Annotated in this window: 20 protein-coding genes and 1 riboswitch; of the genes, 9 read left to right on the top strand and 11 right to left on the bottom strand. The window is 62.0% G+C overall.

Translation table 11 applies throughout. The features are described 5' to 3' along the window. Window position 1: 1 nt before the first annotated feature. Complete coding sequence (locus X566_RS16395; RefSeq protein WP_081740275.1) at window positions 2-835, bottom strand: ABC transporter substrate-binding protein; 834 nt, start codon at window positions 833-835, stop codon at window positions 2-4. A 27-nt stretch (window positions 836-862) separates the two neighbouring features. On the opposite strand from X566_RS16395, the gene cobD reads away from it, so the two are divergent. After that, window positions 863-1,846, top strand: a complete 984-nt coding sequence (cobD, locus tag X566_RS16400) for a threonine-phosphate decarboxylase CobD (RefSeq protein WP_034469408.1) — start codon at window positions 863-865, stop codon at window positions 1,844-1,846. 24 nt (window positions 1,847-1,870) lie between these two features. Here the strand turns inward: cobD and X566_RS16405 are convergent, their stop codons facing one another. From X566_RS16405 to zigA, 5 genes are all read right to left on the bottom strand, one after another. Then, window positions 1,871-2,650 (bottom strand): ABC transporter ATP-binding protein, encoded by a 780-nt coding sequence (locus tag X566_RS16405; protein ID WP_034469824.1) that lies wholly within the window; start codon window positions 2,648-2,650, stop codon window positions 1,871-1,873. After that, a complete protein-coding gene (locus X566_RS16410; RefSeq protein ID WP_051444269.1) occupies window positions 2,647-3,669 on the bottom strand; it encodes an iron ABC transporter permease in 1,023 nt (340 codons plus the stop codon). The genes X566_RS16405 and X566_RS16410 overlap by 4 nt, the downstream gene beginning before the upstream one ends. Next, complete coding sequence (locus X566_RS16415; protein WP_081740276.1) at window positions 3,663-5,606, bottom strand: TonB-dependent siderophore receptor; 1,944 nt, start codon at window positions 5,604-5,606, stop codon at window positions 3,663-3,665. The genes X566_RS16410 and X566_RS16415 overlap by 7 nt, the downstream gene beginning before the upstream one ends. Window positions 5,607-5,718: 112 nt before the next feature. Next, on the bottom strand, window positions 5,719-7,557 hold the full coding sequence (locus X566_RS16420; protein WP_244434810.1) for a TonB-dependent siderophore receptor: 1,839 nt from the start codon (window positions 7,555-7,557) through the stop codon (window positions 5,719-5,721). 227 nt (window positions 7,558-7,784) lie between these two features. Beyond that, a riboswitch (cobalamin riboswitch) is annotated at window positions 7,785-7,998 on the bottom strand. 135 nt (window positions 7,999-8,133) lie between these two features. Continuing rightward, window positions 8,134-9,342, bottom strand: a complete 1,209-nt coding sequence (gene zigA, locus X566_RS16425) for a zinc metallochaperone GTPase ZigA (protein WP_034469410.1) — start codon at window positions 9,340-9,342, stop codon at window positions 8,134-8,136. 381 nt (window positions 9,343-9,723) lie between these two features. Here zigA and X566_RS16430 point away from each other — a divergent pair, with 381 nt between their 5' ends. Then, window positions 9,724-11,757, top strand: a complete 2,034-nt coding sequence (locus X566_RS16430) for a TonB-dependent receptor (RefSeq protein ID WP_244434811.1) — start codon at window positions 9,724-9,726, stop codon at window positions 11,755-11,757. 4 nt (window positions 11,758-11,761) lie between these two features. Here X566_RS16430 and X566_RS16435 read toward each other — a convergent pair whose 3' ends face one another. Continuing rightward, on the bottom strand, window positions 11,762-12,196 hold the full coding sequence (locus X566_RS16435; RefSeq protein ID WP_034469412.1) for a helix-turn-helix domain-containing protein: 435 nt from the start codon (window positions 12,194-12,196) through the stop codon (window positions 11,762-11,764). Window positions 12,197-12,211: 15 nt separating this feature from the next. After that, window positions 12,212-13,285 (bottom strand): LysR family transcriptional regulator, encoded by a 1,074-nt coding sequence (locus X566_RS16440; RefSeq protein ID WP_034469414.1) that lies wholly within the window; start codon window positions 13,283-13,285, stop codon window positions 12,212-12,214. A 71-nt stretch (window positions 13,286-13,356) separates the two neighbouring features. Here X566_RS16440 and X566_RS25530 point away from each other — a divergent pair, with 71 nt between their 5' ends. From X566_RS25530 to X566_RS16475, 7 genes are all read left to right on the top strand, one after another. Beyond that, on the top strand, window positions 13,357-14,577 hold the full coding sequence (locus X566_RS25530) for a GNAT family N-acetyltransferase (RefSeq protein WP_343213100.1): 1,221 nt from the start codon (window positions 13,357-13,359) through the stop codon (window positions 14,575-14,577). After that, entirely contained in the window at window positions 14,570-15,142 is a 573-nt protein-coding gene (locus X566_RS16450) for an isochorismatase family protein (RefSeq protein WP_051444271.1), read from the top strand. Before X566_RS25530 ends, X566_RS16450 begins: the two co-directional genes overlap by 8 nt. Beyond that, window positions 15,135-15,341, top strand: coding sequence for a hypothetical protein (locus X566_RS16455; RefSeq protein WP_034469416.1), 207 nt, complete (start codon window positions 15,135-15,137; stop codon window positions 15,339-15,341). The genes X566_RS16450 and X566_RS16455 overlap by 8 nt, the downstream gene beginning before the upstream one ends. After that, the gene (locus tag X566_RS16460) at window positions 15,338-16,576 is read left to right on the top strand and encodes a CynX/NimT family MFS transporter (RefSeq protein ID WP_034469419.1); all 1,239 of its coding nucleotides are present in this window, start codon (window positions 15,338-15,340) and stop codon (window positions 16,574-16,576) included. Before X566_RS16455 ends, X566_RS16460 begins: the two co-directional genes overlap by 4 nt. A gap of 99 nt (window positions 16,577-16,675) precedes the next feature. After that, complete coding sequence (locus X566_RS16465) at window positions 16,676-17,248, top strand: hypothetical protein (RefSeq protein ID WP_034469421.1); 573 nt, start codon at window positions 16,676-16,678, stop codon at window positions 17,246-17,248. A 214-nt stretch (window positions 17,249-17,462) separates the two neighbouring features. Further along, window positions 17,463-19,799, top strand: coding sequence for a Tex family protein (locus X566_RS16470; RefSeq protein ID WP_034469424.1), 2,337 nt, complete (start codon window positions 17,463-17,465; stop codon window positions 19,797-19,799). 113 nt (window positions 19,800-19,912) lie between these two features. Then, window positions 19,913-20,329, top strand: a complete 417-nt coding sequence (locus tag X566_RS16475) for a DoxX family protein (protein ID WP_034469842.1) — start codon at window positions 19,913-19,915, stop codon at window positions 20,327-20,329. An 11-nt stretch (window positions 20,330-20,340) separates the two neighbouring features. Here X566_RS16475 and X566_RS16480 read toward each other — a convergent pair whose 3' ends face one another. The 3 genes from X566_RS16480 to X566_RS16490 all read right to left on the bottom strand — a co-directional run bounded on the left by X566_RS16480 (window position 20,341) and on the right by X566_RS16490 (window position 24,641). Next, window positions 20,341-21,129 (bottom strand): SDR family NAD(P)-dependent oxidoreductase, encoded by a 789-nt coding sequence (locus X566_RS16480; RefSeq protein ID WP_160170488.1) that lies wholly within the window; start codon window positions 21,127-21,129, stop codon window positions 20,341-20,343. A 218-nt stretch (window positions 21,130-21,347) separates the two neighbouring features. After that, on the bottom strand, window positions 21,348-23,183 hold the full coding sequence (gene ilvD / locus X566_RS16485) for a dihydroxy-acid dehydratase (RefSeq protein WP_034469427.1): 1,836 nt from the start codon (window positions 23,181-23,183) through the stop codon (window positions 21,348-21,350). A 255-nt stretch (window positions 23,184-23,438) separates the two neighbouring features. Beyond that, complete coding sequence (locus X566_RS16490; protein WP_034469430.1) at window positions 23,439-24,641, bottom strand: multidrug effflux MFS transporter; 1,203 nt, start codon at window positions 24,639-24,641, stop codon at window positions 23,439-23,441. Window positions 24,642-24,779: the final 138 nt, after the last annotated feature.

The following is a 24,779-nucleotide window of genomic DNA, read 5'->3' on the forward strand; positions in this document are numbered from 1 at the left end:
ATCATTGCCCGATGTGGGTCAATTCCGCCGTCAAGCGGTCCAGCGCATCCGCCAGCATCGGCCCGCCGCATACGGTCAGTCGCTCGGGAAGAACGATCCGCTTTGCCGGCGGGTACAACCGCTCGAGCGCAGGGTGCAGCAGGAACGCCCGCCCCTGGTCTTCGGCGAAACTGCCAGTGTCGGACAGCAGGATCAGATCGGGCTTCAAACTGACAATACTTTCAAGCGATGCAAAGCCGCCCAAACGAAGCCCTAACGCGCTTGCCTTGTTCGACAGGCCGACCGCCGTCAGCAGTGAGCTGATCACGCTGTCCCCGCCCGAAACCCAGCCGCGGCGCGAGACCGCCAACACACTGTAGGGGTGCTGCCCCGCCATGGCTCGGGCGCGTGCGAGGGACGCATCCAGCCTCGCGATCTCGGCCCGCGCACGCTCCGCATGCCCAACGATATCTCCCATCCGACTGATCTGGGCCCGCACGTCGTCGATCGTTCGCGCAGCATCGAACTCGACCACGCGCAGCCCCTTCTCCTTCAGCAACTCCCTGGTTGCCCGCTTGGTGAAGCGGCCAGCGACGACCACATCGGGCTTCAGCACCAACACATCCTCGGCCTCACCCGAAAGTTTCGGGAACTTGCCCGCATCCGCGGCAGCCCACGACCGCGCGGCGTCGCGGGAGTAAGGACTAAGACCGACGATCTGCTCTGGATCGGCCAACGCTAAAAGAAGCTGATCGGTACAAACGTTGATCGAGGCAATTCGTGGCCCGGCCCACGCGGACTGCGTAGCCATCGCTGCGCAAAACACCAGCAAGGCTCGCAAACTCCGCTCGCGCATCGCCGAAAACAATGTCAAAACGCCAGCATGAAACATGGCGGCGACCTGACGGATGCGATAGCGCAATATGGCGGGGCGCCGCACGCATGGATAGATTTGTCCACCGGCATCAACCCCACGGCCTGGCCCGTTCCTGACGCGCCGCTGCTGTCGTCCCTGCATCGCCTTCCATCACTCAGTGACGAGATCGTATGTCTCGACGCCGCGCGCATGCGGTATCGTATCCCGTCCGGCGCCGAAGCCGTAGCCGCTCCCGGAACGCAAGCGCTGATCCAGTGGCTTCCGCGCCTTGCACCCGCCGGCGCAGTTGCGATCGCAACGACCACCTACAGCGAACATGCCCAGGCATGGGCCGACGGCGGACATCAGGTCCTGACCTGCGACACGCTTGATGGCCTGCCAGATTCCGCAAAGCATGCCGTCATCGTCAATCCCAACAATCCCGACGGACATATAACACCGTTCCAGGTCATCGAATACGCCGCCATCGCATTGCAGGAGCGCGGCGGCTGGCTCGTCGTCGACGAGGCGTTCATGGATACCGAACCGGACAAAACCGCGGCAAGCCTTTGTTCTGGACTGCCCATCGTCGTGCTGCGTTCGTTCGGTAAATTCTACGGACTGGCAGGGATTCGGCTGGGAGTTGCAATCGCACCTTCCGAAATCGCCGGCCGTATTCGCCGCGCGCTCGGTCCCTGGGCTGTATCGACCCCGGCTCTTACCATCGGCGCGGCGGCCTTGCGCGACGATGATTGGACCGAGACGACGCGCCGACGGCTCGCATCCGACGCCACACGCCTGGATGCGCTGCTGCATACGGCGGGTTGTACCGTCGTCGGCGGAACGCCGTTGTTTCGCCTGGTCCGTCACCAAGACGCGCTCGCGCTGCACGATCGCTTGGCAAGACGCCACATCTGGTGTCGCCGTTTCGACCATGCGAAGAACCTTCTTCGCTTCGGCCTGCCTGGAAACGAACGGGACTTCGCGCGCCTCGCCGACGCGTTGGGCTGACGTCATCGCACTGGATCCGCCCGCTCATGCTTCGGACCAGGGCACGATGATCTCTGCCTCGCCGACACGCGCGCGATACGCACCGATCTTGAACACCTCTGCGAGAACCAGATCAGTCAACGCTTCTTGTGGCGTTCCATGGGCTGCGAGCCTTCCTCCGGACAACACCAACACGCGATCCGCAAAACGCGCGGTCAGCCCGAGATCGTGGGTTACGACCACGACGAGCGTCCCGGCATCGGCCACGCGACGCAGCAGCCGCATCACGTCGAGTTGGTGGCGAGGATCGAGCGACGCGATCGGCTCGTCCGCAAGGACAATCGGAGCTTCGACTGCAAGCGCCCGCGCAAGCGCCACACGGCTGCGTTCACCGCCTGAAAGATCGGTCACGCGCCGGTCGGCAAATGCCGTGACATCGGCGTCGGCCATGGCCCGAATCACCGCGCTTGCATCCCTCTCTCCCAGCCGTGCCGGATCGGTCGCACCGTGCGGGTAGCGGCCCAGGGCAACCACATCCCGCACCGGAAGCGGCCAATATACGACATGCCCTTGCGGCAGATACGACAGGCGCGTCGCCCGTTCGCGGATCGGCATCTCCGACACCGAGCGGCCATCGACGCGAACCGAACCCTCGAAGGGCAGTAGCCCAGCGATCGCCTTCAACAAGGTCGTCTTGCCCGCGCCATTGGGCCCCACCAGAGCGGCGAGGCAACCGCGCGGCAAGGACACCGAGAGATCCTGCACGATCGCGCGTCCCGACAGCCGCACACTGACCGTTTCCAGCGCGAGGAAGTCTGCGGTCACGACCAACCTCCTCCCAGTGAACGCCGCTCCCTCACGATCAGGTAGAGGAAGAACGGCACGCCGATGATCGACGTCAGCACACCCACCTTGATGTCCGTCGTCGACGGAATGACACGCACAGCGATATCGGCGGCCAGAAGCAACGCGGCGCCAGCGAGCGCACTCGGCACCAACAACCGCGCCGGATCATGCCCGATCAGCGGGCGGATCAGATGTGGCGCGACAAGTCCGATAAAGCTGATGCTTCCTGCAACGGACACGGCTCCCCCGACGCCAAGAGCAACACCGGCCACCACAGCAAGACGAAGCCGCCTGACATCGACGCCGAGGCTTTGCGCAGTCTCCTCGCCGAGACTCAGCGCGCGCAGAGCATGCCGCAGACTGAGCAACACGACGGTGCCGGCAATGATGAACGGCAGAGCGAGGATTACATGGCGGAAGCTCCGATCCTCCAATGAGCCGAGCAGCCAAAACGCAATCTCCAGCGCGGCGAACGGATTCGGCGACAGGTTCATCGCCAGCGCGGTCAATGCTCCAGCCAAACTCGAGATCGCAAGCCCGGCAAGGATCAACAGCAGCAGGCTGGCATTGCGCCCCGCCACGACCAGCAGGGCAAAGACCGACAGAAAGGCGAACACCACGCCGGTCATCGGCAGCACGAAGGAGCGCACGTCGGCAAGTCCCATCGCGATGACGAGCACAGCGCCGAACGCGGCCGACTGGGGCGCACCGAACAGCGACGGCGAAGCCAGCGGATTCCGCAACAACCCTTGCAACGCCGCACCGGATAGACCCAGGATGCCGCCAATCGCCACCGCCAGGATCGCGCGCGGCAGCCGGATCTCCTGCACAATGATACGCTGCTCCTCCATCCCACCGCCAAACAGGGCCTGGATCACCGTCAACGGCGACAGCCTCACCGGACCGACGGCAAGCGAGACGACGGCGAGCACGGCCACGACCAGGCCGAGCTCGATCACCGTCTCCACCACCTGTCGACGCACCGGCGCCGTCACCATGAACCGCTCACTCCTGCATAAACCGCTGGTCCGGTTGTTCCATAGTTCAAAACTTCCTGATAGCGCTTATTCAGGATGTTCTCGCCACGCGCGAAGACTTTCCAACCGGATTCCAAACGATAATCCACATAGAGATCGACGCGGGCATAGGCGGCGAGCAGGCCCGCCTCGTTGGCGTTGCTGAAGCGATCCGACACGACGACGACACGGGGTTCGATCAGCCAGTTCGGCGTTGGCGTAAAGCTCACGGCAAAGCGTGCCGTGTGCTCCGGCCGGCGCGCCAACGTTCGGTTTGTGCGCAAGTCCTTGGCCCTGAGGTTCGTATACGCCGCTTTGAAGTGGACATAGGCTGGAATGATCTCCACATCGGCCGCCACTTCCAAGCCTGACGTTTCCGCGCGTGCGACGTTGAAATAACGCGAGGTTGCAGTGTCGAATTCGATCAGATCCCGGAAGCTGTTCGCAAACCCGGTGAGCGAAACATTGAGCCGGCCGCCGAACAGGCTCTGGTCAATGCCGGCATCGTAACCGAAGCTCTCCTCCGGATTGAGGTTGGGGTTGCCATAGATTGGAGCGTAGAGTTGGAACAGTGTCGGCGCCTTCGCACCTGTTCCCGCGCTGGCGCGCAGCTTGGTCCCGGTTTCATGAATCGCGTAAGCGGCCGTTGTGCGCCAGGTCGCGAAACGAGCCACATTCGCGACGTCATCGACACGTCCGCCAGCGGTGACGTTCAGCCGCTCGCCGATCGGCACCTGCCAAAGCGCAAACAGCGAACGGGTATCCTGCTTTGCATCGAGTGTGGCATTTCGCGGTCCGGGCACCGGCGACCGATTGGTCGCAAATGTCGCCGCTGTTTCATGTTCGGCTTTCGCGCCGTAGACCAGCGAGCCGAACTGATCCATCCGCAACGTCGCCTGATATTCGGCGCCCACACGATCGCCGGTGAAATCGGAGATGATGCGCGTCGTGTTTGCGGGCAGCATGTTGATGCGATACGTCGTTTCGTCAAAACTGCGCTCGTTACGATTGGCAAACACATTCAAGCTGTGGGTCCAGCGCCCGTCGAACGTGTCGAACGCAGTGCGGGCGTTCGCCTGGCTGAACCAGCGCGTCGACACCGACGGCGTATCGGGAAAGGCGCCAGTCGCCGCGTCGTAGTCGGACTTCAGGTAGGATGACAGGATACCGGCATCGAAACGAACGCCCTCACCCGCATCGTATCCTACCCGCGCCGAGCCTGCGATCCTGCCATATCCATCGCGCTCGAGATTTGGGAAGCGCGCCTCGATCGACGGAATGCGGTAGCCATAGCGCGAGAATCCATCGCTCCGCTGCAACGCGCCGTTCACCGCATACGACCACGGCCCTTGCGATCCGGATATGGCGCCCATGCCGGACGCCGTGCCGTAGCTGCCGCCTTCGATCGTCGCGCTGGCCCGTGCAGGGCCGCTTCCCTTGCGCGTAATGATATTGACCACACCGCCGATCGCATCGGAGCCGTAAAGCGCACTCTGCGGGCCGCGCAGCACCTCGATTCGTTCGATCGAGCCAGGCGCAAACATCGAGAAATCGAAATCGCCACTCGCATTGGACGGATCGTTGGCGCGCACGCCATCAATCAGCACCAATGTCTGCCCGGTGTTCGCTCCACGCAGGCGAACGCTCGTCGTTCCCCCCGGCCCTCCCGTCTCGCTCACATCGATACCGGGCACACTGCGAAGTGCGTCGACCAGCGAAGCGGAGTTCGTGGTCGCAAGCGTAGCACCGTCCACCACACTGATAGCACTGCCGGTTCGTTCCAGCGGGCTGGGTGTCCGGTCCGCAGTCACCACGACCTCGGACAGGGTCTGCGTCGATTGCGCGGATGCTCTTTCATTTGCGACCGCCAGCGGAATACAGCATAGCGCCGCAGCCAGAAGAGATTTTCTATGTTTCATTGACGTCCATCAGAAGGCGAATGATCGGCGGCATCCGGCACCGATCGAAGCTTGAAAACTCCTGTCGCCCGGTGCATCGATGGCGCCAAGAAATTGCATGCGTGTCACGGGCTCAATTCGTCAAGCGAACGCCGCCATAGACTGCAAAGCCGGGCCGTAGGAATCCGGTCGGATCTTCGTAGCGTTCGTCAAACAGGTTGTCGATGCGGGCGAAGACTTTCGCATATTCGTTGAGTCGATAATCCCCCGCCAGGTTGACGATCGTGAAGCCCGGCGCGGTGAGCCGCGGAATCGAGAAGTCGCGATTGCCGTCGATCCACGAACCGACATGCAACACCGTCGCCGAGACGGTCAGCGGATCGATCGGATTCCACGACGCGGTAACGCTCGCCTTGTGACGCGGCCGCCGCAGCAGTTCGAGATCGGTCATCGCGTCGATGGCCTTCGTATAGGTGTAATCGGCTCGGAGCCACAGCCGGTCGGCCGGTCTGATCGTGACGAACGCCTCGACACCCGACGTCTCCGCCTTGCCGACGTTGACGTTGGTACGCACCACATAGGGCACCGTGGTCACGATCCCCGTGCCGGAAATCAGATCCGTGATGTCGTTGTGAAAATAGGTCGCGCCCAAGCGCAGACGATTGTTGAACACCGGCTGCTCGAATCCGACGTCATAACCCAGACTCTTCTCCGGCCGGAGGTTCGGGTTCGCCACGAAGGTCGGGAGAAAATCGACAAAGAGCTGATTGAGGGTCGGCGCCTTGAAGCCCGAACCGTAACTCGCTTTCAGCTTGGTTTCCGTCACCGGCAGGATCACCGCCGGCGCAACACGAAATGTGGTCGCATCTCCGAAACGTTCGTTGATATCGTGCCGCACATTGCTGACCACGAAGAAGCGCTCGGAAAATTGCGATTGCAACTGGGCATAAACGCCGGTGTTCGAATTGTCGGCCTTCACCGCCGACGCATGCATCGTTTCAATCTCATGCTCGGCACCCGTGACCAGCGTCTGCCCCGGCATCAGCAGGGCGACACCGCGCCAATCGACTTTCGTGCGCGTGCCGGTGTCGACCGTCGGAATGGATGTCGGAGTGAGCTTGTTCTCGTTCCAGTGGTCGGTGTAGTTCACGCCGAAGTAGTTCGTGAACCGCCCGTCGAATCCCGTCCACACAGCCTCGCCACGGGTAAAGAACTGTTTGACGTGACGGCTGCTCTGCACTCCGCTCGGAACGCCCGCATATGTCGGCGGCAGGAACTCGTCGCCTGTGTATCTCAGCTCGCCTTCGGTGTAACGGCCGACATAGTTGAGGCGGAAGCTGTCGCTGATGTCGAGACCGAGCTTCGTCGATGCGGTCACGTTGTCATAGGCGTCGCCGATCGCGCGCCGCCCCGGCGGTAGCAGGTTCGGCGGCGTCACCGGTATATTGGTCGACCGAAAATGCGAAACATTGAAGGCATAGTCAAAGTTTGATTGTGAACCGCTGAGGCCCGCCGCCTGGTTGAACGTGCCGAACGAGCCTCCTTCCAGCAGTCCGGTCACCTTCGCCGGACCTTTGCCGCGCTTGGTGGTGATCGAGATCACCCCGCCGATCGCATCCGCACCATAGAGGCCGCTCTGAGGTCCGCGCAGAACCTCGATGCGCTCAATGTCGGTGGTCAGCAGCTGGCCGAGGTCGAACGAGCGATTGGGATTGCTCGGATCACTGACGTCGATGCCATCGATCAGCACCTTGGTATGATTGGAGTTGGTGCCGCGCATGAAAATTGAGGTCTGACTGCCAGCGCCACCGGCCTGCACGATGTTGAGTCCCGGCACCGTGGCGAGCACATCCGGCACGGTCCTGCGCTGATCACGCTCGATCTCCTCGGCGGTGATAACGGTGACGGAGCTTGCCACCTGGTCTTGCGGCGTCGGCAAGCCGGTCGGGCTGACGACGATCGTCGGCAGCACGTTTGATGGCTCGGGTTGTTGTGCAAACACCGGCGAAACGCCGGCGGTCAAAAGCGCAAAGCATGACGCCGACAACAGAAGTCGTCGCGCCTTCGGCAGATGATGAAAAGACATAACAATAAGGACCTCAGCGGCAGCGTGTGGCACGTCACCGCGAACGAAGTCCTTCACCACTGTGACAGACAGCGGATTCGGCACCTACCGACGCACCCCGATCGATATGCTCGCGTGTGACCACGTCCGACGGCAGGTCTCCTGGCTCACGGATCAGTATCCACCGCCGCCTTCCCGGAAAGGTCCTTTCCAGTGGCCTTTTGGCGATAGATTCACCGCTCACAGTTGCGGGGGCAGCCGCAGCATCGCCGTGTGCTCAGTGTCGGAGCGTTCGGCTTCTGCGTTCCCGTTTAATCCCCAAGGGGAACCGTCGCGACGGACTATAGGTAATCGACTTTAACCTGTCAAACGCCCGCGGAGACAGTGCGAGCGCAGCGCGGCGGTGTGTGATAATTTAGAGACATCGCAAATGGCCCACGCTGAGATCCGCCGGATCGCATGGGCCATCGCAACGTTCGTCGATCAGGCCGCTTCGTCAGCGCGGCGCCATTTCGGAAACGGATCGCTGAGCTTCGACCACGCCTTGATGTTCATCCCGGGCTCCCCCGCGACGAGGCATGCATCGAGCCGCGCGCGGATGGCCTGTTCATCCATATCCGTGCCGATGAAGACGATCTCCTGGCGGCGATCACCGTAAAGCGCGTTCCAATTCTTCTTCAACGTCTGGCGCCAGTATGGATCGCTGGGCCAGCGCTCCACGGGAATGTTCGCCCACCAGAATCCCATTCCTTCAGTCTTGACGATCGCGCCGGCCTGGCTGAGTTCGCCCACCCAGTCCGGACGCGTCGCAATCCAGAAATGGCCCTTGGCTCGGATCACCCCGCCCCAACTCTCACGCAAAAAACGATGCAGCTTCTCCGGTTCGAACGGACGCTGCGCGCGGTAGACGAAATTCCGGATGCCGTACTCCTCGGTCTCCGGAACATGGTCGGCGAAGCCATAGAGCTCCTTGTACCAAAGCGGATTCGCCTGCGCCTTCTCGAAATCGAAACGACCCGTGTCCAGCACGCGTTCGAGCGGCACCTTCGAATAGCTGGTTTCGATCAAGTCGGCAGACGGATTCAGCGCACGAATGATCTTGCGCGCTGCATCGCGCTGTGCAGGGGTCGCATCGCCGACCTTGTTGAGGATCACCACATCGGCGAATTCGATCTGCTCGACGAGGAGATCGACGAGCGTACGCCGGTCGTCGTCGCCCAGCGCTTCGCCGCGCTGCTTGAGGAAATCGGTCGAGGCGTAATCCTTCAACAGGTTCACCGCATCGACCACTGTCACCATCGTATCGAGGCGCGCGACATCGGCGAGACTCTGTCCGGCTTCGTCACGAAAGTCGAAGGTCGCCGCGACGGGCAACGGCTCAGAGATGCCGGTCGATTCGATCAGCAGATAGTCGAAGCGCGCATCCTCCGCCAGCGCGCGCACCTCCTTCAGCAGGTCCTCGCGCAAGGTACAGCAGATGCAGCCATTGGTCATCTCCACAAGCTTCTCGTCAGTCCTGGAAAGGTTCGCACCACCATCGCGGACGAGGTCGGCGTCGATGTTCACCTCGCTCATGTCGTTGACGAGAACCGCGACCTTCAGGCCTTTCCGGTTGTTCAGAACGTGATTCAGAAGCGTCGTCTTCCCAGATCCCAAGAAGCCGGACAGCACGGTGACGGGTAGTTTTCTCATGTTTGTCGAACAGTCTGTTGAGCGCGCGCAGGCGTGCATTCACGGGTGAGCTCTTGTTGATGTTATGTTATAACATAACAATCAAAAGAAGGTCTGCTGTCAAGGCTGGAACCTGCCTCGTTTCTCGCTCCCATGGGGGGGCCAGGCTTTTAATGGTTTTAGTCCTCGAGAGCCCTCCAGAGAAAACCTCTGGGTTGTTGGCAAAACCGCCCCTGCGGCGTCCCAGACCCTTCGGCCGATAACTCCAACATGCGCACCAGCCGTTGCCGTTCTGCAACTCGCTCTTGCAAATCATTTGCAAGAGCGATACGCAATAAATGCGAATGAGTTGCAACTGGGGGCATCATGAGACGCTGGCGATCAACCACTGCACTTTCCACAGTGGCCCTTCTTGTAGGCGCAGCGGCGCCAGCCGTCGCTCAAGACACTCTTCCTGAGATCGTCGTCGAAACCGCAACGCCAGTCATTTCGGGCGACCCGGATTTCACGTCGGTCAGCACCATGGGTCAGTCGGAGGTCCTGGCCCATGGTGCTGCTTCCCTCGGCGATACTCTCGGCACCCAGGCAGGCATTTCGCAGACCTCGTTCTCGCCGGTGGCCAGCCGTCCGGTCATTCGCGGTCTCGGCGGCTTTCGCGTGCGCACCCAGGAAAACGGCATCAGCACGCAGGACATGGCCAATCTCGGCGAGGACCATGCGGTCACCATCGATCCCCTGCTCGCGGGACAGGTCGAGGTCATTCGCGGCCCCGGCACATTGCGCTACGGCTCGCAGGCGATTGGCGGCGTGGTGAGCGCCACCAACTCGCGGATTCCCGACCAGATTCCGACCAATGGCATAAGCTTCGCCTCACGCGGCGGATTCAGCAGCGTCAACAACGGACGCGATAGCGCGGCACTGCTCGAAGCAGGCGGCAACGGCTTTGCCGTCCATGTCGACGGCTTCGCCCGCCGGGCCGGCGATTACGCGATACCAGGCGGCGGCAGGCAACTCAATTCAGGCTACCGGTCCGACGGATATGCGTTCGGCGCTTCGCACATCTTCGACCGCGGCTTCGTCGGCATCGCCTATCAGCACACGCAGATGACCTACTACATTCCCGGCATCGCCTCGGCAGCAAGCAAGAATCACATCGATCTCTGGCAATCGAAGTGGACAAGCCGTGGCGAATTCCGGATCGAGGAGTACGGCTTCGATACCGTCAAATACTGGTTCGGCGCGACCGATTACAAGCATAACGAGGTCAACGTCATCGACGGCGTCAACGAGATCGGTTCGCGGTTCAAGAATCGCGAGTTCGAATCCCGCATGGAGATATCGCACCTACCGATGAACACTTTTCTCGGCGAGATGCGTGGTGTGTTCGGCACGCAATGGGGCAACCGCAAGCTCTCCGTCGGCGGCATCGAGGAATTGCTCGCCCCGGCGTCGGTCCGCAGCATCGCCGCGTTCGTCTTCGAAGAGATCGCGATGACCGAAAAGCTGAAGCTGCAGGCCTCAGGCCGGTTGGATCACATCAGCGTTGAGGGCACCGGCGCGATCTTCCCGGCCTCGCTGCTGCCACCGCCGGACGATCCCACGACCTTCAACGTGTCGCGCGTCTATCAACCGGCCAGCGCCAGCGTCGGCTTGCTCTACGCTCTGCCGAACAAGATCACGGCGCGTATCACAGCGCAGCACGTCGAGCGGGCACCGGACGCCATCGAACTTTTCTACAAGGGACCGCACGACACGCCGCGCACATTCGAGATCGGCGATCCGACCATGACGCTGGAGAAAGCCAATACGATCGAAGTCGGTTTGAAGCGCAACGAAGGGGAGTTCCGTTTCGAAGTCTCCGCCTACTACACCCAGTTCAAAAATTTCATCTACAAGAATTTTACCGGCGCCAAATGTGACGGCACGTTCGCAACCTGCGGCGATCCCAACGGCACTTTCGACCAGATCAAGTATTCGCAACGCGATGCCCGCTTCTATGGCGCGGAGGTCCAGGCGGAGCACGATATTGCGCAGATATGGAACGGCACCTGGGGCGTTTCGGGACAGTATGACTTCGTCCACGCCACCTTCACCGACGGCTCGTACGTGCCGAAAATTCCGCCGCATCGGTTGGGCGCCGGCCTCTATTATCGCGACACCACCTGGACCGCGGCCGTCAATCTGCTGCACGCCTTCGCGCAGACCAACCTCGGCGCGTTCGAGACGCCGACATCGGGCTTCAACCTTCTGAATGCCGAGTTGAGTTACAAACAAAAATTCAGTGGTGGCGCGAACCTGGTCCCGGAGGTCACGGTCGGCATTCGCGGCGAGAATCTGTTGAACGAACGAATTCGCTTACACCAATCTTACAAGAAGGACGAAGTGCTGCAGCCGGGCCTCAATATCCGCCTGTTTGCATCGGCCAAGCTGAACTAGGCGGTCAGCTTGCGGTCTTCGGGTCGCTCCTGCCTTGCTTTCCCGTCGAGACGGCGTTGGCGGACATTTGCTCTGCCAACCTGACGAGATGCTCGCGCATCGAGTGATCCTGCAGATTGTGGAAGGCTCTCAGCAGGCGGAGCCCGAGGATCGTCTTGAGCATTTGCGCGGGATCGGCCGGAACGTGGCCTGCTTCGAGGCCCGAATACCCTTCCGTGTCGTCGTAAAAGAAGGTCACGGGCACATCGAGCGCCTCGGAAATCTGCGCCAATCGGCTGGCGCTGATACTTTTAGAGCCGGATTCGTAATTTTGAATCTCATGCTCGGTCAGGCCGAGAATCTGCCCGAGTTCTCCCTGAGATATCCCCTTGGACAATCGCCGGGCCTTTACCAACTGCCCGATTTGCCTGTCGAACTCATCAAAGCGCCTGCCGCCCACGGAACGCTCCCAATTCTATTTGGCTTTAGCCATTCGGCTTTGCACAATCTGCGGGTCGGTTCGGGTCGTAAAACCCGCGAACATATTGACCAGCGCTTCACTCTTATAAGACTTCAGTAATTCGTTCGGATGGACGAATTCGTCGCGAAACCAAGGATATTTACGGCCGTCGAACGCATCGATCGTCCATTCGATGAGACGGCTGACCCGCCTGATCTTCTTCGCATCCGGATGATAGGTCAGCCAGATATCCATATCGAACTGAATTCCGATATCCAGCGGAATCATCGGTCCGCCGATCACCGGAACATAGGTCGGTAGCCAACCGATCCCGGCCCCCTTCGCAATCGCCCAGACATGGGCGCTGCTGACGTTGTTTCGCATGGCAACAAAGCCGAGCTCTTCGCGATTGGCGTACTGGTCGTAAAGCTCGCGCCCGCGGGTCTGCTCGGCGTCCTGCAGCACGATCCGATGGTTCTGCCGAATGTCGTCCGGCCCCTTCGGCATGCCATAGATCTCGACGTAAGCCGGCGAGACGAACGGCATCACGTGCAGCCGTCCAATCCTGACGATCTTGAGAGATGACACGTTCGGCCGCTCGAGTTGCACCGCCACATCAGCTTCCAGCCGCAGGACGTCGGCGCTGCGCATTTCGCACTTCAAATCCACCAGCAGGCCCGGGTGAACCCGCTGGAATTCAATCAGACGCGGCGCCACCCAAAATGTCCCGAGGCCTTCGGTAATGGCGAGGCGGACCTCTCCCGACAGGTTCGGCGTGTTCCGGCTGAAGGCACGGCGAAGCTCGAATGACGCCTCCTCCATCCGCGTCGCCGCCGCGATCACCTGCTTGCCCTCCAGCGTCAGCCTGACGCCGTCCACATGCCGGGTCAGAAGGGTCGTGCGGTACGTGCTCTCTAAGTGCTGAACCCGCTTGCGTAAATATCCAGCGGACAGCCCCAGGTGCTCGGCAGCTGCTCGAAAGCTCCCGGTCCGTGCAACTTCGAGGAATATCCGCACTGAATCCCAGTCGTCCATCCGACCGGAGGGGTGCGCACCGCTGTGCTCACCCGTGCTCTCAATTGAGTGCATACAAACGGTCCCTGCTGCCTGTTTTTATTATTGGCAGAAAGAACCCACCTTCACAACCAAGAGGCGACCTGATGACGGCGCACGATCTCGGCTTATTGCGCAAGACCGCCAGTAATCGCGCAGCAGGACGAACCGCCGCGCACTCGCTGGACCGGATGACGCTGTCGCAGCTCTCGCGGCGCACCGTGATCTTCACCCCTAATGGCGCCCGGATCGCCGCACTGATGGATGCCGCACGCGAGGATATCCCAGGTCTCACCAAGAACGAGATCGTGCAGGCCGTCGCGACCCACAATCCGGATACATTCTGGGCCATCGCCCGACGCGATCGATTCAATGTCGACGATCCGAAGGGGGATGGATTCCTAGCCGTCCTGCCGCTGACGCATGAAGGCACGCGACGCCTCCTCGATGGTCGGCTGGATACGCGCAATCCCGACCTCACCTATGTCACGCGCCAATCGGAGCGGCCTGCTGGCATCTATGTGTGGGCGATCCACGCCAAGGGACCGATCGCTGCGGCGATCTCGCTCGTGCTCGAGAAGTATTCAAGTCCGCTGTATCAGGGCGTCAACATCTACTCGCGCCCCATCACCAAGGGCGGCCTCCGCGTTCTGGAGCCGCTCGGCTTCTCCCCCGGCGCTCACTACGACGGAATACACGCCACGAACTTCCACATGCTCGATCGATCGAACGATCGACCGACAAGTCGCGCCGTGGACCCGCTCTCGATCCGGGTCGCCCGCTCAATGGAGGATATCGCGCGCGTGATCGCCATTCGCAGCGCCGTCTATATGAGCGAGCAATCCTGTCCGTTCACGGAGGAGTTCGACGGCAACGATTTCTCCGCCACCCACTTGATCTGCCATTGGCAGGGCGAACCGGTCGGCTGCATCCGCATCCGCTATTTTGCCGATTTCGCGAAGCTGGAGCGGCTGGCTGTTCTCGGCAAGCACCGGCGGGCGGGCCTCGCCGGACGCATTGTCGACGCTGCAGTCGATCTCTGCCGACTAAAGGGCTACAGGGTGCTCTACGCCCATGCCCAGAAGCGGCTGATGGATTTCTGGGAGAAGCGCGGTTTCACCAGAATGCCGGGCGCGCGCGAGTTCGTATTCTCCGACTTCGACTATGTCGAAGTCAAACTCGAAACTCCAAAACATCCGCAAAGCATCACACTCGAAGCCGACCCTTATGTGATCATCCGACCGGAAGGCCTATGGGACCAGCCCGGCGTGCTGGAAACATCGGCCCGCCGAGGGAGCTTCGCCACCGGCGGACCGCTTTATGACTGACGTCGTCGATCTGAAATCCTACACGCATGCCGCTGCCAGTCAGTTGCTCGTCGTGATCGACCTGCAAGATTTTTATTGCGAGAGGCTACGCAGCGAGCACGGGATCGCCATCGAACGTTCGCTCGAGAACTGCCGCGCGGCCATCCGCCATGCTCGCAAGGTCGGAATACCCCTCGCCTACACGCGGTTGAGCTGTGAGACGTCTGCCAATTGGATCGAAGGCTTCGAGCCGAAGCGCTCTGACATGGTGTTCGATCGCACGCGTCCGTCCTGCTACGCCTGCCCCTACTTCGAGGAAGTCGTATCGCAGGTCGGCCACTACACCATCGCCGGTTTGATGGCGGAGGCGACCTGCGTCGCGACGGCAATCGAGGCTTCGCATCGTCACCATACAGTGACCTTTCTCGACGATGCCTCGGTCAGCAGCGGACAGGACCGTATCGACCCCCTGTCCGCTCATCGTCTGACGACCGGCATGCTGACACTGTTCGCTCAACCGATCACCACCAGGCAATGGATAACAGCGACGTCGGGGCGAGGCATGCAGGGCCGCAACTATGGATGATGGCATCCGGGCCTCGCTCCTTGACGTCGTTTCCGTTTTCGAGCGGCAACGGGCGATCGTGGCATCGAGCAACAACGATTTTGCGGTTTTCCTGATCGATCTTGCGATCATGGAGCTGCGCGTTCAGGCCGGCAGCATCTCCGAGCTGGAGCTGGCCGAGATCAGCGCCGTCCTTCGCGACAAGCTCGCAACAAAATGAGCATCACCAGCATCGGAACGACGATGGCCGACAGGCGCTGGACCATTCTGCTCCTGGCATTTGCCGCCCGTGGCGCGACTGGATATCAATTCCAGTCGGTCGCATCGACAACGCAGATGCTGGCAGAGCATTATCAGGTCGGCTTTTCCGACATCGGGCTGCTTCTCGGCGTCTATATGCTGCCCGGGGTTGTCGTTGCGTATGCGACCGGCAGACTGGGGCAGCGTTATCGCGAAGACCAGCTCTGTCTCGTCGGTCTGTCGCTCATGATCGGCTCTGGCATCGGCATCGGTCTGTCGGACCATCTGCTGATGGGCCTTGCATTCCGCATCACGGGAGGCATCGGCGCAACGGTGGTCATTATCACCGTGACCAAGATGATTGCCGACTGGTTCAATGGTCGCGAGATTGTCCTGGCAATGTCGGTCGTGCAGGTGAGCTGGCCGATCGGCGCCATGCTCGGCCTCCCGCTTCAAACTGCTCTGGCAGAGACCTTCGGATTGATGACTGCCATGCTCTCGACCGGCATCGTTGCTGTCATCGTGCTCGCCGCTTTTGTTCTGCGCTACGCACCGCTCCCCCAATCAGACGTGCGGCAAGCCGCATCGACAAGCCTGAGTTTATCCAGCCGTGCGCCGATCATCGTTGCCGGCGCCATCTGGGGCGCGATGAATGTGGCCTGCATCGTCGTCTTCACCTCCGCCCCACAGGTTCTGCAGGCGCAGGGCCTCTCGGCGACGACTGCGGCTGCCATGGTCGGCGCCATCGTGCTGCTGACGATCATCTCGATCCCTGCCGGCGGTTATCTCGTTCAGTGGCTCCGCAGGACGACAGTCGCTATCGCATTTTGCGCCACGATGGCCGCGCTATCTCTCGCCCTCTTCGCGATGGAGATCTGGCCCGCGGCAGCCTGCGTTCTGTTCGGGCTCGCGATCGGACCGCTCTCGGGCAGCATCCTCGTGTTGCCCTCGCTCGTTCTCGATCAGGAACAGCGTGCAGCCGGCTTCGGACTGTTCTATAGCGTCTTCTATCTGCTGATGGTGGCAGGCCCCGCATGCGCCGGTTACCTTCAGGACCAATGGCAGAGGCCGGAAGCTCCGATCGTGTTCGCATCGGTTCTTTTGAGCGCCATCCCGTTCATGCTGCTTCTCTTTGTCCGTCTGAAGCGGCGGCATGACACCGGTGTCGATGCCGCCGGCATCCTCACGCCACTCGAGGCGCAGTCGCCCAACTGACACCGGCAGCACCTCGGCGAATCACAAACCGCTTGCAGCAGGCATCCGAGAATCGCCTAGATAGACAGACGGCTTGTTGCCGCCCGAGGACATTGCGAAATGCAAAGACTAGCGATAGCGGCTGCGTTCATTGTTCTTTCCCTGGGGCACGGCCTGGCCCAGGGCGGAACCTACGACCTGACGCTCAAGGTCGACGCAACCAAGATCACCGGCAGCCCCTGGGACGGCATTCCCGGGCTCGGCGGAACGCGCGCCAACATCAACGGCGCTCCGGACCCGGCGGTCTGTATCGTCCAGGCTTCCAGCAAACCGCAGTGCCTCTGGAAACCACAGGGACGACGGCTGCTGTCGCTCTGCCAGAACGCGCACACCTGCAAGTTCCCAGCCGTGTCGCTCCCCTCGCCGCCGGTAGGACTTCTGTTCATCGACATCGATGCTCGCCGCCACGATTTGATCGATATCATCGTCCTCACGGGAAATTCGACCGCCGCAGGCGAAGCGGATGTCGAGCTTGCGCTTCGCTCGGCCATGGAGACACTCACCCCGGCCCTGTCGGAGGCGGCGCGGGAGCGCGGTCTCCACAAGGCGAAGATGGTGCCGCTGCAACAGTGTCTCTCGCAAGCGGGCTGCCGTCTCACGCAATCCGAGTTCAAACTCGACCTCAGACGGTGAACCGACGCGTCGGGCGCGATTGTCCACAGCATCGGAGGCTGCGCCGAAATGCCCGCGGCGCGTGCACGATCTTGCCGCATCTCGCGCGATAAGCTGTTTTCAACACTGATTCACCGCTGCGCAATGGCTTGATGCGACCGCGGCTGCTGGTCCATAAGCCCCTCCCGGCCGGTGACGATTCACCGGCTGCGTCTGATCGGAAAGAATATATCGCGTGCGAACTATCAGTCAGAAGATCGCGGAAGAGCTCGGCATCCGCGAACAGCAGGTCGATGCGACGGTGGCCTTGCTTGATGACGGTGCAACCGTGCCGTTCATCGCCCGCTACCGTAAGGAACTCACCGGCGCGCTTGACGATGCGCAGCTCCGCACGCTGGAGGAGCGCTTAAAATATCTCCGCGAGATGGAGGAGCGGCGCACGACCATCCTGAATTCAATCCGCGAGCAAGGCAAACTTGATGCGGTACTCGAGGCCGCCATCATGAACGCCGACAGCAAGGGGCGCCTCGAGGATATCTATCTTCCGTTCAAGCCGAAACGACGCACCAAGGCTGAAATCGCCAAGGAAGCAGGCCTCGCGCCGCTGGCGGAGCAATTGCTGACCCAGCCCGAGAACGATCCGCAAGCCGTCGCCACAGCCTTCGTAAACCCGGACAAGCAGGTGGCCGATACGGCTGCGGCGCTGGACGGTGCACGCGCCATTCTCGTCGAACGCTTTGCCGAAGACGCGGATCTGATCGGCGCGCTGCGCGAGCAGATGTGGACGAACGGCCTGCTCGCGTCGAAGGTTCGCGACGGCAAAAAGGAGACCGGCGCCAAGTTCAGCGACTATTTCGATTTCAGCGAACCGCTGAGCAAGCTGCCATCCCACCGTGTGCTGGCGATGTTCCGCGGCGAGAAGGAAGAGGCGCTCGACCTGCAGCTTCTGCCCGAAGCGCCGAGCCCCACTCCGAACCCGGTGAATTCCTACGAGCTGAAGATCCGCCACCGCTTCAATATCGCCGACCATGGCCGCCCTGGCGATCGCTGGCTCGCCGACACCGTGAGCTGGGCATGGCGGACCAAGATCCAGGTGCATCTGAATATCGACTTGCGCATGCGGCTGTGGTCGATGGCGGAGGAAGAGGCCGTCCGCGTGTTCGCATCCAACCTGCGCGACCTGTTATTGGCCGCTCCGGCCGGCGCGCGCGCCACCATGGGCCTCGATCCCGGATACCGGTCCGGCGTCAAGGTCGCCGTCGTCGATTCCACCGGCAAGGTGGTCGCGACTACGACGATCTATCCGCACGAACCGCAGCGGCGCTGGGATGATGCGCTCGCAACGCTCGGCAAGCTCGTGCGCGAGCATCGCGTCGAGCTGATCGCGATCGGCAACGGCACCGCATCGCGCGAAACCGACAAGCTCGCAGGCGATCTGTTGAAGTTGCTGCCTGACCTCAAGGTCTCCAAGATCGTCGTCTCGGAAGCCGGCGCGTCGGTGTACTCCGCCTCGGCGTTTGCATCGGAGGAGCTGCCGGAACTGGATGTAACGCTCCGTGGCGCGGTCTCGATCGCGCGACGCCTGCAGGACCCGCTGGCCGAACTGGTCAAGATCGATCCGAAATCGATCGGCGTGGGGCAGTACCAGCATGATCTCAGCGAAGCCAAGCTTTCGCGGTCGCTCGATGCCGTGGTCGAGGATTGCGTGAACTCCGTCGGCGTCGATGCCAATACGGCCTCTGCTCCGCTGCTGGCGCGGGTGTCGGGCATCGGCTCCGGCCTCGCGCAGAGTATCGTCCAACATCGCAACGCCAACGGCCCGTTCAAATCGCGCAAGGCGCTGAAGGACGTGCCGCGGCTGGGCCCGAAGGCGTTCGAACAATGCGCGGGCTTCTTGCGCATCGCCAACGGCGATGATCCGCTGGATGCGTCGGGCGTCCACCCGGAGGCTTATCCCGTGGTGCGGCGCATTCTGGCCGCGACCAAGAGCGACATCAAGGCGATCATCGGCAACACGCAGGCGCTGCAGCAATTGAAGCCACAAACCTTCGTCGACGATACGTTCGGCTTGCCGACCGTCACCGATATTCTGCGCGAACTGGAAAAGCCGGGCCGCGACCCGCGCCCTGCCTTCAAGACGGCGGTCTTCAAGGAAGGCGTGGAGACTTTGAACCACCTCAAGCCCGGCATGGTGCTGGAGGGCACGGTCACCAACGTCGCCGCGTTCGGCGCCTTCGTCGATATCGGCGTGCACCAGGATGGGCTGGTGCATGTCTCGGCGATGTCCCGCACCTTCATCAAGGACCCGCGCGAGGTGGTGAAGTCCGGCGACATCGTCCGGGTCAAGGTGCTCGACGTGGACGTGCCGCGGAAGCGGATTTCCCTCACCCTCCGGCTCGACGATGAGTTGACGGCCAATCGCCCCGCCGGTGCGGCTCGCGGCAACGCCCGCGCCAACGGTCCGGCATCATCACCACGCAAGGCTCAGCAGCCGTCGTCTTCCGGTGGCGGTGCGCTGGCCGATGCATTGCGGCGGGCAGCCGAGCGAAACGACAGCAAATCGAAACGGTGAGACAAACGGTCCATGGACGAGAATCGCTGGGCGTGATCCAACGCTCGGCGTATGGCTGGCTTCTGAACACACCCGATCCGAGCGAGGCCAGCTCGCCGTTCTTTGGAGACCTCATGCCATCGATCATTGCCGCGCTGCTCGATAAGAGCTGGTTCGCCGTTCTTGCCCGTGTCGTTCTGACCTTCATGTTCTGGGGCAGCGGCCTCGCCAAGCTGATCGACTTCCGCGGCGGTGTGGCGGAAATGGCGATGTTCGACCTGCCCTACCCGGTGGCGATGAATGTTCTGACCATCGTCACCCAGATCGGCGGTTCGCTTCTGATCATTTTCAACCGCTGGGCCTGGCTCGGAGCAGGCGCGCTGGCGGTCTTCACCGCGCTGACCATTCCGCTGGTGCATCACTTCTGGTCGTTGCCGGAGCCGCGTGCGACGGTCGCCTTTCACACCGCGACCGAGCACATCTCCATGATTGGCGGTCTGATGGTCGTCAGCATCCTGTGCTGGCGTCAGCGCGCCAAACAATCGGGCTGACTGCGGCCGCCTCAGCGCGGCCACGTTCTCAAGGCGACCAGGCCGCCATCGATCGGCAGCAGGATGCCGGTCACCCAGCGCGACTCGTCCGAAGCCAGATAGACCGCGCCATGGGCAATGTCCCAGGCCGTGCCTTCGGTCTTCATCGGCACCATATTCTTGCGCCGCTCGCGCGCCTCAGGGCCGAGATGGCCGACCATCGGCGTGTTGACCGAACCGACGATGATGCAGTTGGCGCGGATATTCTGCGTCGCGTAGTCGGCAGCAACCGACATGGTAAAGCCGTGCAAACCCGCCTTCGCTGTGGAATAAGCCACCGCGCCTGCGCTGCCCATCAAGCCAAGCGCTCCGGCGATCGACGACACCATGATGACCGAACCGCCACCGCCTTCCTTCATCCGCGGCAGGCAGAACTTAGTGCAGAGCATCGTCGTCGTCAGATTGGCCTCGAGCACACCGTGCCAGGTCTCGAGCGACACGGTCTCGGGCGTACCGGGCCCGCCGATGCCAACATTGTTGTGGAGGATATCCAGCCGGCCGTAGGTCTTCACCGCGAAGTCCGCCATGGCTTCGGCCACATCGGCCTTGGCGACGTCGCCTGCGAACACCGAAGCCTCGCCGCCCTCGTCCTTGATCTGCTTGGCGAGTTTTTCGGCCCGCTCAGCACTGCGATTTACCAGCACCACCTTCGCGCCTTCGCGCGCAAACAGGATGGCGGTGGCCATACCATTGCCCACGCCCTCACCCCGCGGCGCAGCCCCCGTCACCACCGCGACCTTGCCCTGAAGCCGTCCCGCCATCGTCATCTCCCCCATCTGCCGCACCACCGATTTCCGGTTTGGCTCTGTGTTCGGATGTTTCCTGCCCGGCAGCAAGCCGACATGGAGCATAGGCCACCCGCCAATTTCGCGCCTCGCCTAGCTGAGCCACTCCGTCGCAGCGATGGATAGCAAAAGAGCGGCACCATCGATGCCGCTCTTGGTTCTAAGTCATGGACGTCCTGACGTTGCGGAGCGCCTTACTCGGGCACCCTGCGAACCGCGCCCTCGGCTGCGCTGGTGGCGAATGCCGCATAAGCCTTCAGCGCGCTGGTGACGCGCCGCTTGCGGACTTCAGTGGGTTTCCAGCCAGCCTTGTCCTGCGCCGCGCGGCGCTTGGCGAGCTCGGCCTCATCGACGGCCAGATGCACCTTGCGGTTCGGAATATCGATCTCGATGGTGTCGCCTTCGCGTACCAGACCGATCAGACCGCCGTCTGCCGCCTCCGGCGAGACGTGACCGATCGAAAGCCCCGACGTGCCGCCCGAGAAGCGTCCGTCCGTGATCAACGCGCAGGCTTTGCCGAGGCCTTTCGACTTCAGGTAGCTGGTGGGATACAGCATCTCCTGCATGCCGGGACCGCCGCGCGGCCCCTCATAGCGGATCACCACCACGTCGCCCGGGTTGATCTTGTTCGACAGAATGGCATGCACCGTCGCATCCTGGCTCTCGAACACCCGCGCTGGGCCTGAGAACTTCAGAATGCTCTCATCGACGCCCGCCGTCTTGACGATGCACCCGTCGATCGCGAGGTTGCCCTTCAGCACGGCAAGCCCGCCATCCTTCGAGTAGGCATGCTCCGCGCTGCGGATCACGCCCTTCTCACGGTCCAGATCGAGGTCGTCCCAGCGACGATCCTGGCTGAACGCCTCCTGAGTCGGCACGCCGCCCGGCGCCGCCATGAAAAAATCGCGCACCTTCTGGCTGTTCGATTTGGCGATGTCCCAGTGATCGATCGCCTCGCCGATGGTCGTCGCATGCACCGTCGGCAGATCGCGGTTGAGCAGGCCTGCGCGATCGAGCTCGCCAAGGATCGCCATGATGCCGCCGGCGCGATGCACATCTTCCATATGCACATCCGCCACTGCCGGTGCGACTTTGCACAGCACCGGTACCTTGCGTGAGAGCCGGTCGATGTCGGCCATGGTGAAATCCATCTCCGCCTCGTGGGCGGCGGCAAGGATGTGCAGCACCGTGTTGGTGGAACCGCCCATCGCGATATCCAGCGCCATGGCATTTTCGAACGCGCCCTTCGAGGCGATCGCCCGCGGCAGCACCCGCTCGTCGTTCTGCTCGTAGTAGCGGCGAGCCAGATCGACCACCAGATGACCGGCCTCGACGAACAATCGCTTGCGGTCGGCATGGGTCGCGAGCGTCGAGCCGTTGCCCGGCAGGGACAGACCAAGCGCCTCGGTCAGGCAGTTCATCGAGTTCGCCGTGAACATCCCGGAGCACGAGCCGCAGGTCGGACACGCCGAGCGCTCGATGGCCTTGACGTCCTCGTCGCTCACTCGCTCGTCGGCCGCTGCCACCATCGCATCGACGAGATCCATCGAATGGGTCTTGCCCGCCAGAACGACCTTGCCGGCTTCCATCGGCCCGCCGGAGACGAACACCGCCGGGATGTTCAGCCGCAGCGCCGCCATCAGCATGCCGGGCGTGATCTTGTCGCAGTTGGAGATGCACACCATGGCATCCGCACAATGGGCATTGACCATATACTCGACGCTGTCGGCGATCAGCTCGCGCGATGGCAGCGAGTACAGCATGCCGTCGTGGCCCATGGCGATGCCGTCATCGACGGCGATCGTGTTGAACTCCTTCGCCACGCCGCCTGCAGCCTCGATCTCGCGCGCGACCAGCTGACCGAGATCCTTCAGATGCACATGGCCGGGCACGAACTGGGTGAAGGAGTTGACGACGGCAATGATCGGCTTGCCGAAGTCGCTGTCCTTCATGCCGGTGGCGCGCCAGAGGCCGCGCGCGCCGGCCATGTTGCGTCCGTGAGTCGTGGTGCGGGAACGATAAGCGGGCATTGTCAGTCCAGGTTATTGGTTATGACGGGGACTTTGATCGGCTTCTAAACTAACTTTCGGCGGCGGCATAGCAAGCAGGGCGCGGTTCGCGCCATGCCCGCTCTGCGTCTTGAGCAGGCTTGCAGGCCCCCGAAGGCCATCAGTTTGAACGGCAAGCAGCGGGTGCCGCAGCCTGTAAAGGCCACGGCAGGCTGAAATGCCGTTAAAATATAATAAAAACAGGAACTTATAAGATCGCTACCACGATCTACCAGCTTAGACCGCCTTATTCTCCAAGGTCGGGCGCCGGCCAAGCGTCGCGATACTGACCAGAAACGCCCCCAGCGCGCAGAAGGCGATAGCACCCAGCATTGGCCGCGGGGTGCCGTCGAACACCAGGCTGACGATCACGATCATGATGCCGCCCGTGATCATTTGCAGGGTGCCGCCGAGCGCGGACGCCATACCGGCGATCGGACCGTGCTCGTCGAGCGCAAGCACCATGGTCGAGGGGATGACAACGCCCATGCTGGCGAAGCCGAAGAACAGCAGCGTCATCATCAGCGGCAGACTGTCGAAGCCGGCGAGCGTTAGGACAAATAGCAACCCGGTCAGCAGCGCGTAGATGGTGACCGCGACCAGCACCATCCGCGCCATGCCGAAACGTTCGCCCAATCCCGCCGCGAACTGCGATGCGCCGATGAATCCGACCGCATTCAACGAGAATGCCAGGCTGAACTGCGCTGGCGTCAGACCGAAGTGCTCGATGTAGACGAACGAGGAACCCGCCAGGAACGAAAAGAAGCTCGCCATGCCCAATCCGCCGATGAAGGTCAGGCCGAGGAAGCGGACATGAGTCAGCAGATAGCCGAAGCTTTTGAAGACATGACCGGCACTCACCGCGACCCGGTTCTGGCGCGGGTGCGTTTCCGGTTGGAAGGCGAACAGCAGTGCGACGCCGATCAAGGCGACCAGCGTCACCGCGACGAAGACCGCACGCCAGCCAAAAGGAATGATCAGCGCGCTGCCAAGCAACGGAGCGAGAATCGGAGAGACACTGAGGACCAGCATCACCAATGCCATTAGCCGGGTCGCTTCGGTGCCGGTATGCAGGTCGCGGATGATCGCGCGCGGGATCACCATCACTGACGACGCGCCGACGCCTTGCACGAACCGGAACGCAACCAGCCACGCCACGGTCGGCGCGAGCGCACAGCCGATGGACCCGAGGATGAACAACGCGAGGCCCACATAGAGCGGCGGCTTGCGGCCGACCATGTCCGAAAGCGGACCATATACGATCTGACAGACGCCGAAGGCGACGAAGAACGACACCAGCGTCATCTGCGTGGCAGCAGTCGATGTGTGCAGGTCCGTCGCGATCGTCGGCAGTGCGGGCAGATACATATCGATGGCGAATGGACCGACCGCCGACAGCAGGCCAAGGACAATCGCATTGCGCACGTAAGATGAAGTCATGGTTATTGTTCTAACTAATGGGCGGGAGGGCGTGGAGACCAAATCGGGCGTTTGCATGACGCCAGCGGTGATCCACCGCGTGTCGCACAATCTTCACAGGACGCACCCGCATTGCCGCGCACTGGGCGATTCTTCAAT

The sequence above is a fragment of the Afipia sp. P52-10 genome (genome assembly GCF_000516555.1).
GTDB lineage: Bacteria > Pseudomonadota > Alphaproteobacteria > Rhizobiales > Xanthobacteraceae > P52-10.

Coding starts and splice junctions, on each gene's coding strand:
- X566_RS16410 (WP_051444269.1), bottom strand. CDS start 3,669: ATGGTGACGGCGCCGGTGCGTCGACAGGTGGTGGAGACGGTGATCGAG.
- X566_RS16440 (WP_034469414.1), bottom strand. CDS start 13,285: ATGCACTCAATTGAGAGCACGGGTGAGCACAGCGGTGCGCACCCCTCC.
- X566_RS16490 (WP_034469430.1), bottom strand. CDS start 24,641: ATGACTTCATCTTACGTGCGCAATGCGATTGTCCTTGGCCTGCTGTCG.
- X566_RS16480 (WP_160170488.1), bottom strand. CDS start 21,129: ATGGCGGGACGGCTTCAGGGCAAGGTCGCGGTGGTGACGGGGGCTGCG.
- X566_RS16415 (WP_081740276.1), bottom strand. CDS start 5,606: ATGAAACATAGAAAATCTCTTCTGGCTGCGGCGCTATGCTGTATTCCG.
- X566_RS16460 (WP_034469419.1), top strand. CDS start 15,338: ATGAGCATCACCAGCATCGGAACGACGATGGCCGACAGGCGCTGGACC.
- X566_RS25530 (WP_343213100.1), top strand. CDS start 13,357: ATGACGGCGCACGATCTCGGCTTATTGCGCAAGACCGCCAGTAATCGC.
- X566_RS16450 (WP_051444271.1), top strand. CDS start 14,570: ATGACTGACGTCGTCGATCTGAAATCCTACACGCATGCCGCTGCCAGT.
- X566_RS16455 (WP_034469416.1), top strand. CDS start 15,135: ATGGATGATGGCATCCGGGCCTCGCTCCTTGACGTCGTTTCCGTTTTC.
- X566_RS16465 (WP_034469421.1), top strand. CDS start 16,676: ATGCAAAGACTAGCGATAGCGGCTGCGTTCATTGTTCTTTCCCTGGGG.
- ilvD (WP_034469427.1), bottom strand. CDS start 23,183: ATGCCCGCTTATCGTTCCCGCACCACGACTCACGGACGCAACATGGCC.
- zigA (WP_034469410.1), bottom strand. CDS start 9,342: ATGAGAAAACTACCCGTCACCGTGCTGTCCGGCTTCTTGGGATCTGGG.
- X566_RS16475 (WP_034469842.1), top strand. CDS start 19,913: ATGCCATCGATCATTGCCGCGCTGCTCGATAAGAGCTGGTTCGCCGTT.
- cobD (WP_034469408.1), top strand. CDS start 863: ATGAAACATGGCGGCGACCTGACGGATGCGATAGCGCAATATGGCGGG.
- X566_RS16395 (WP_081740275.1), bottom strand. CDS start 835: ATGCGCGAGCGGAGTTTGCGAGCCTTGCTGGTGTTTTGCGCAGCGATG.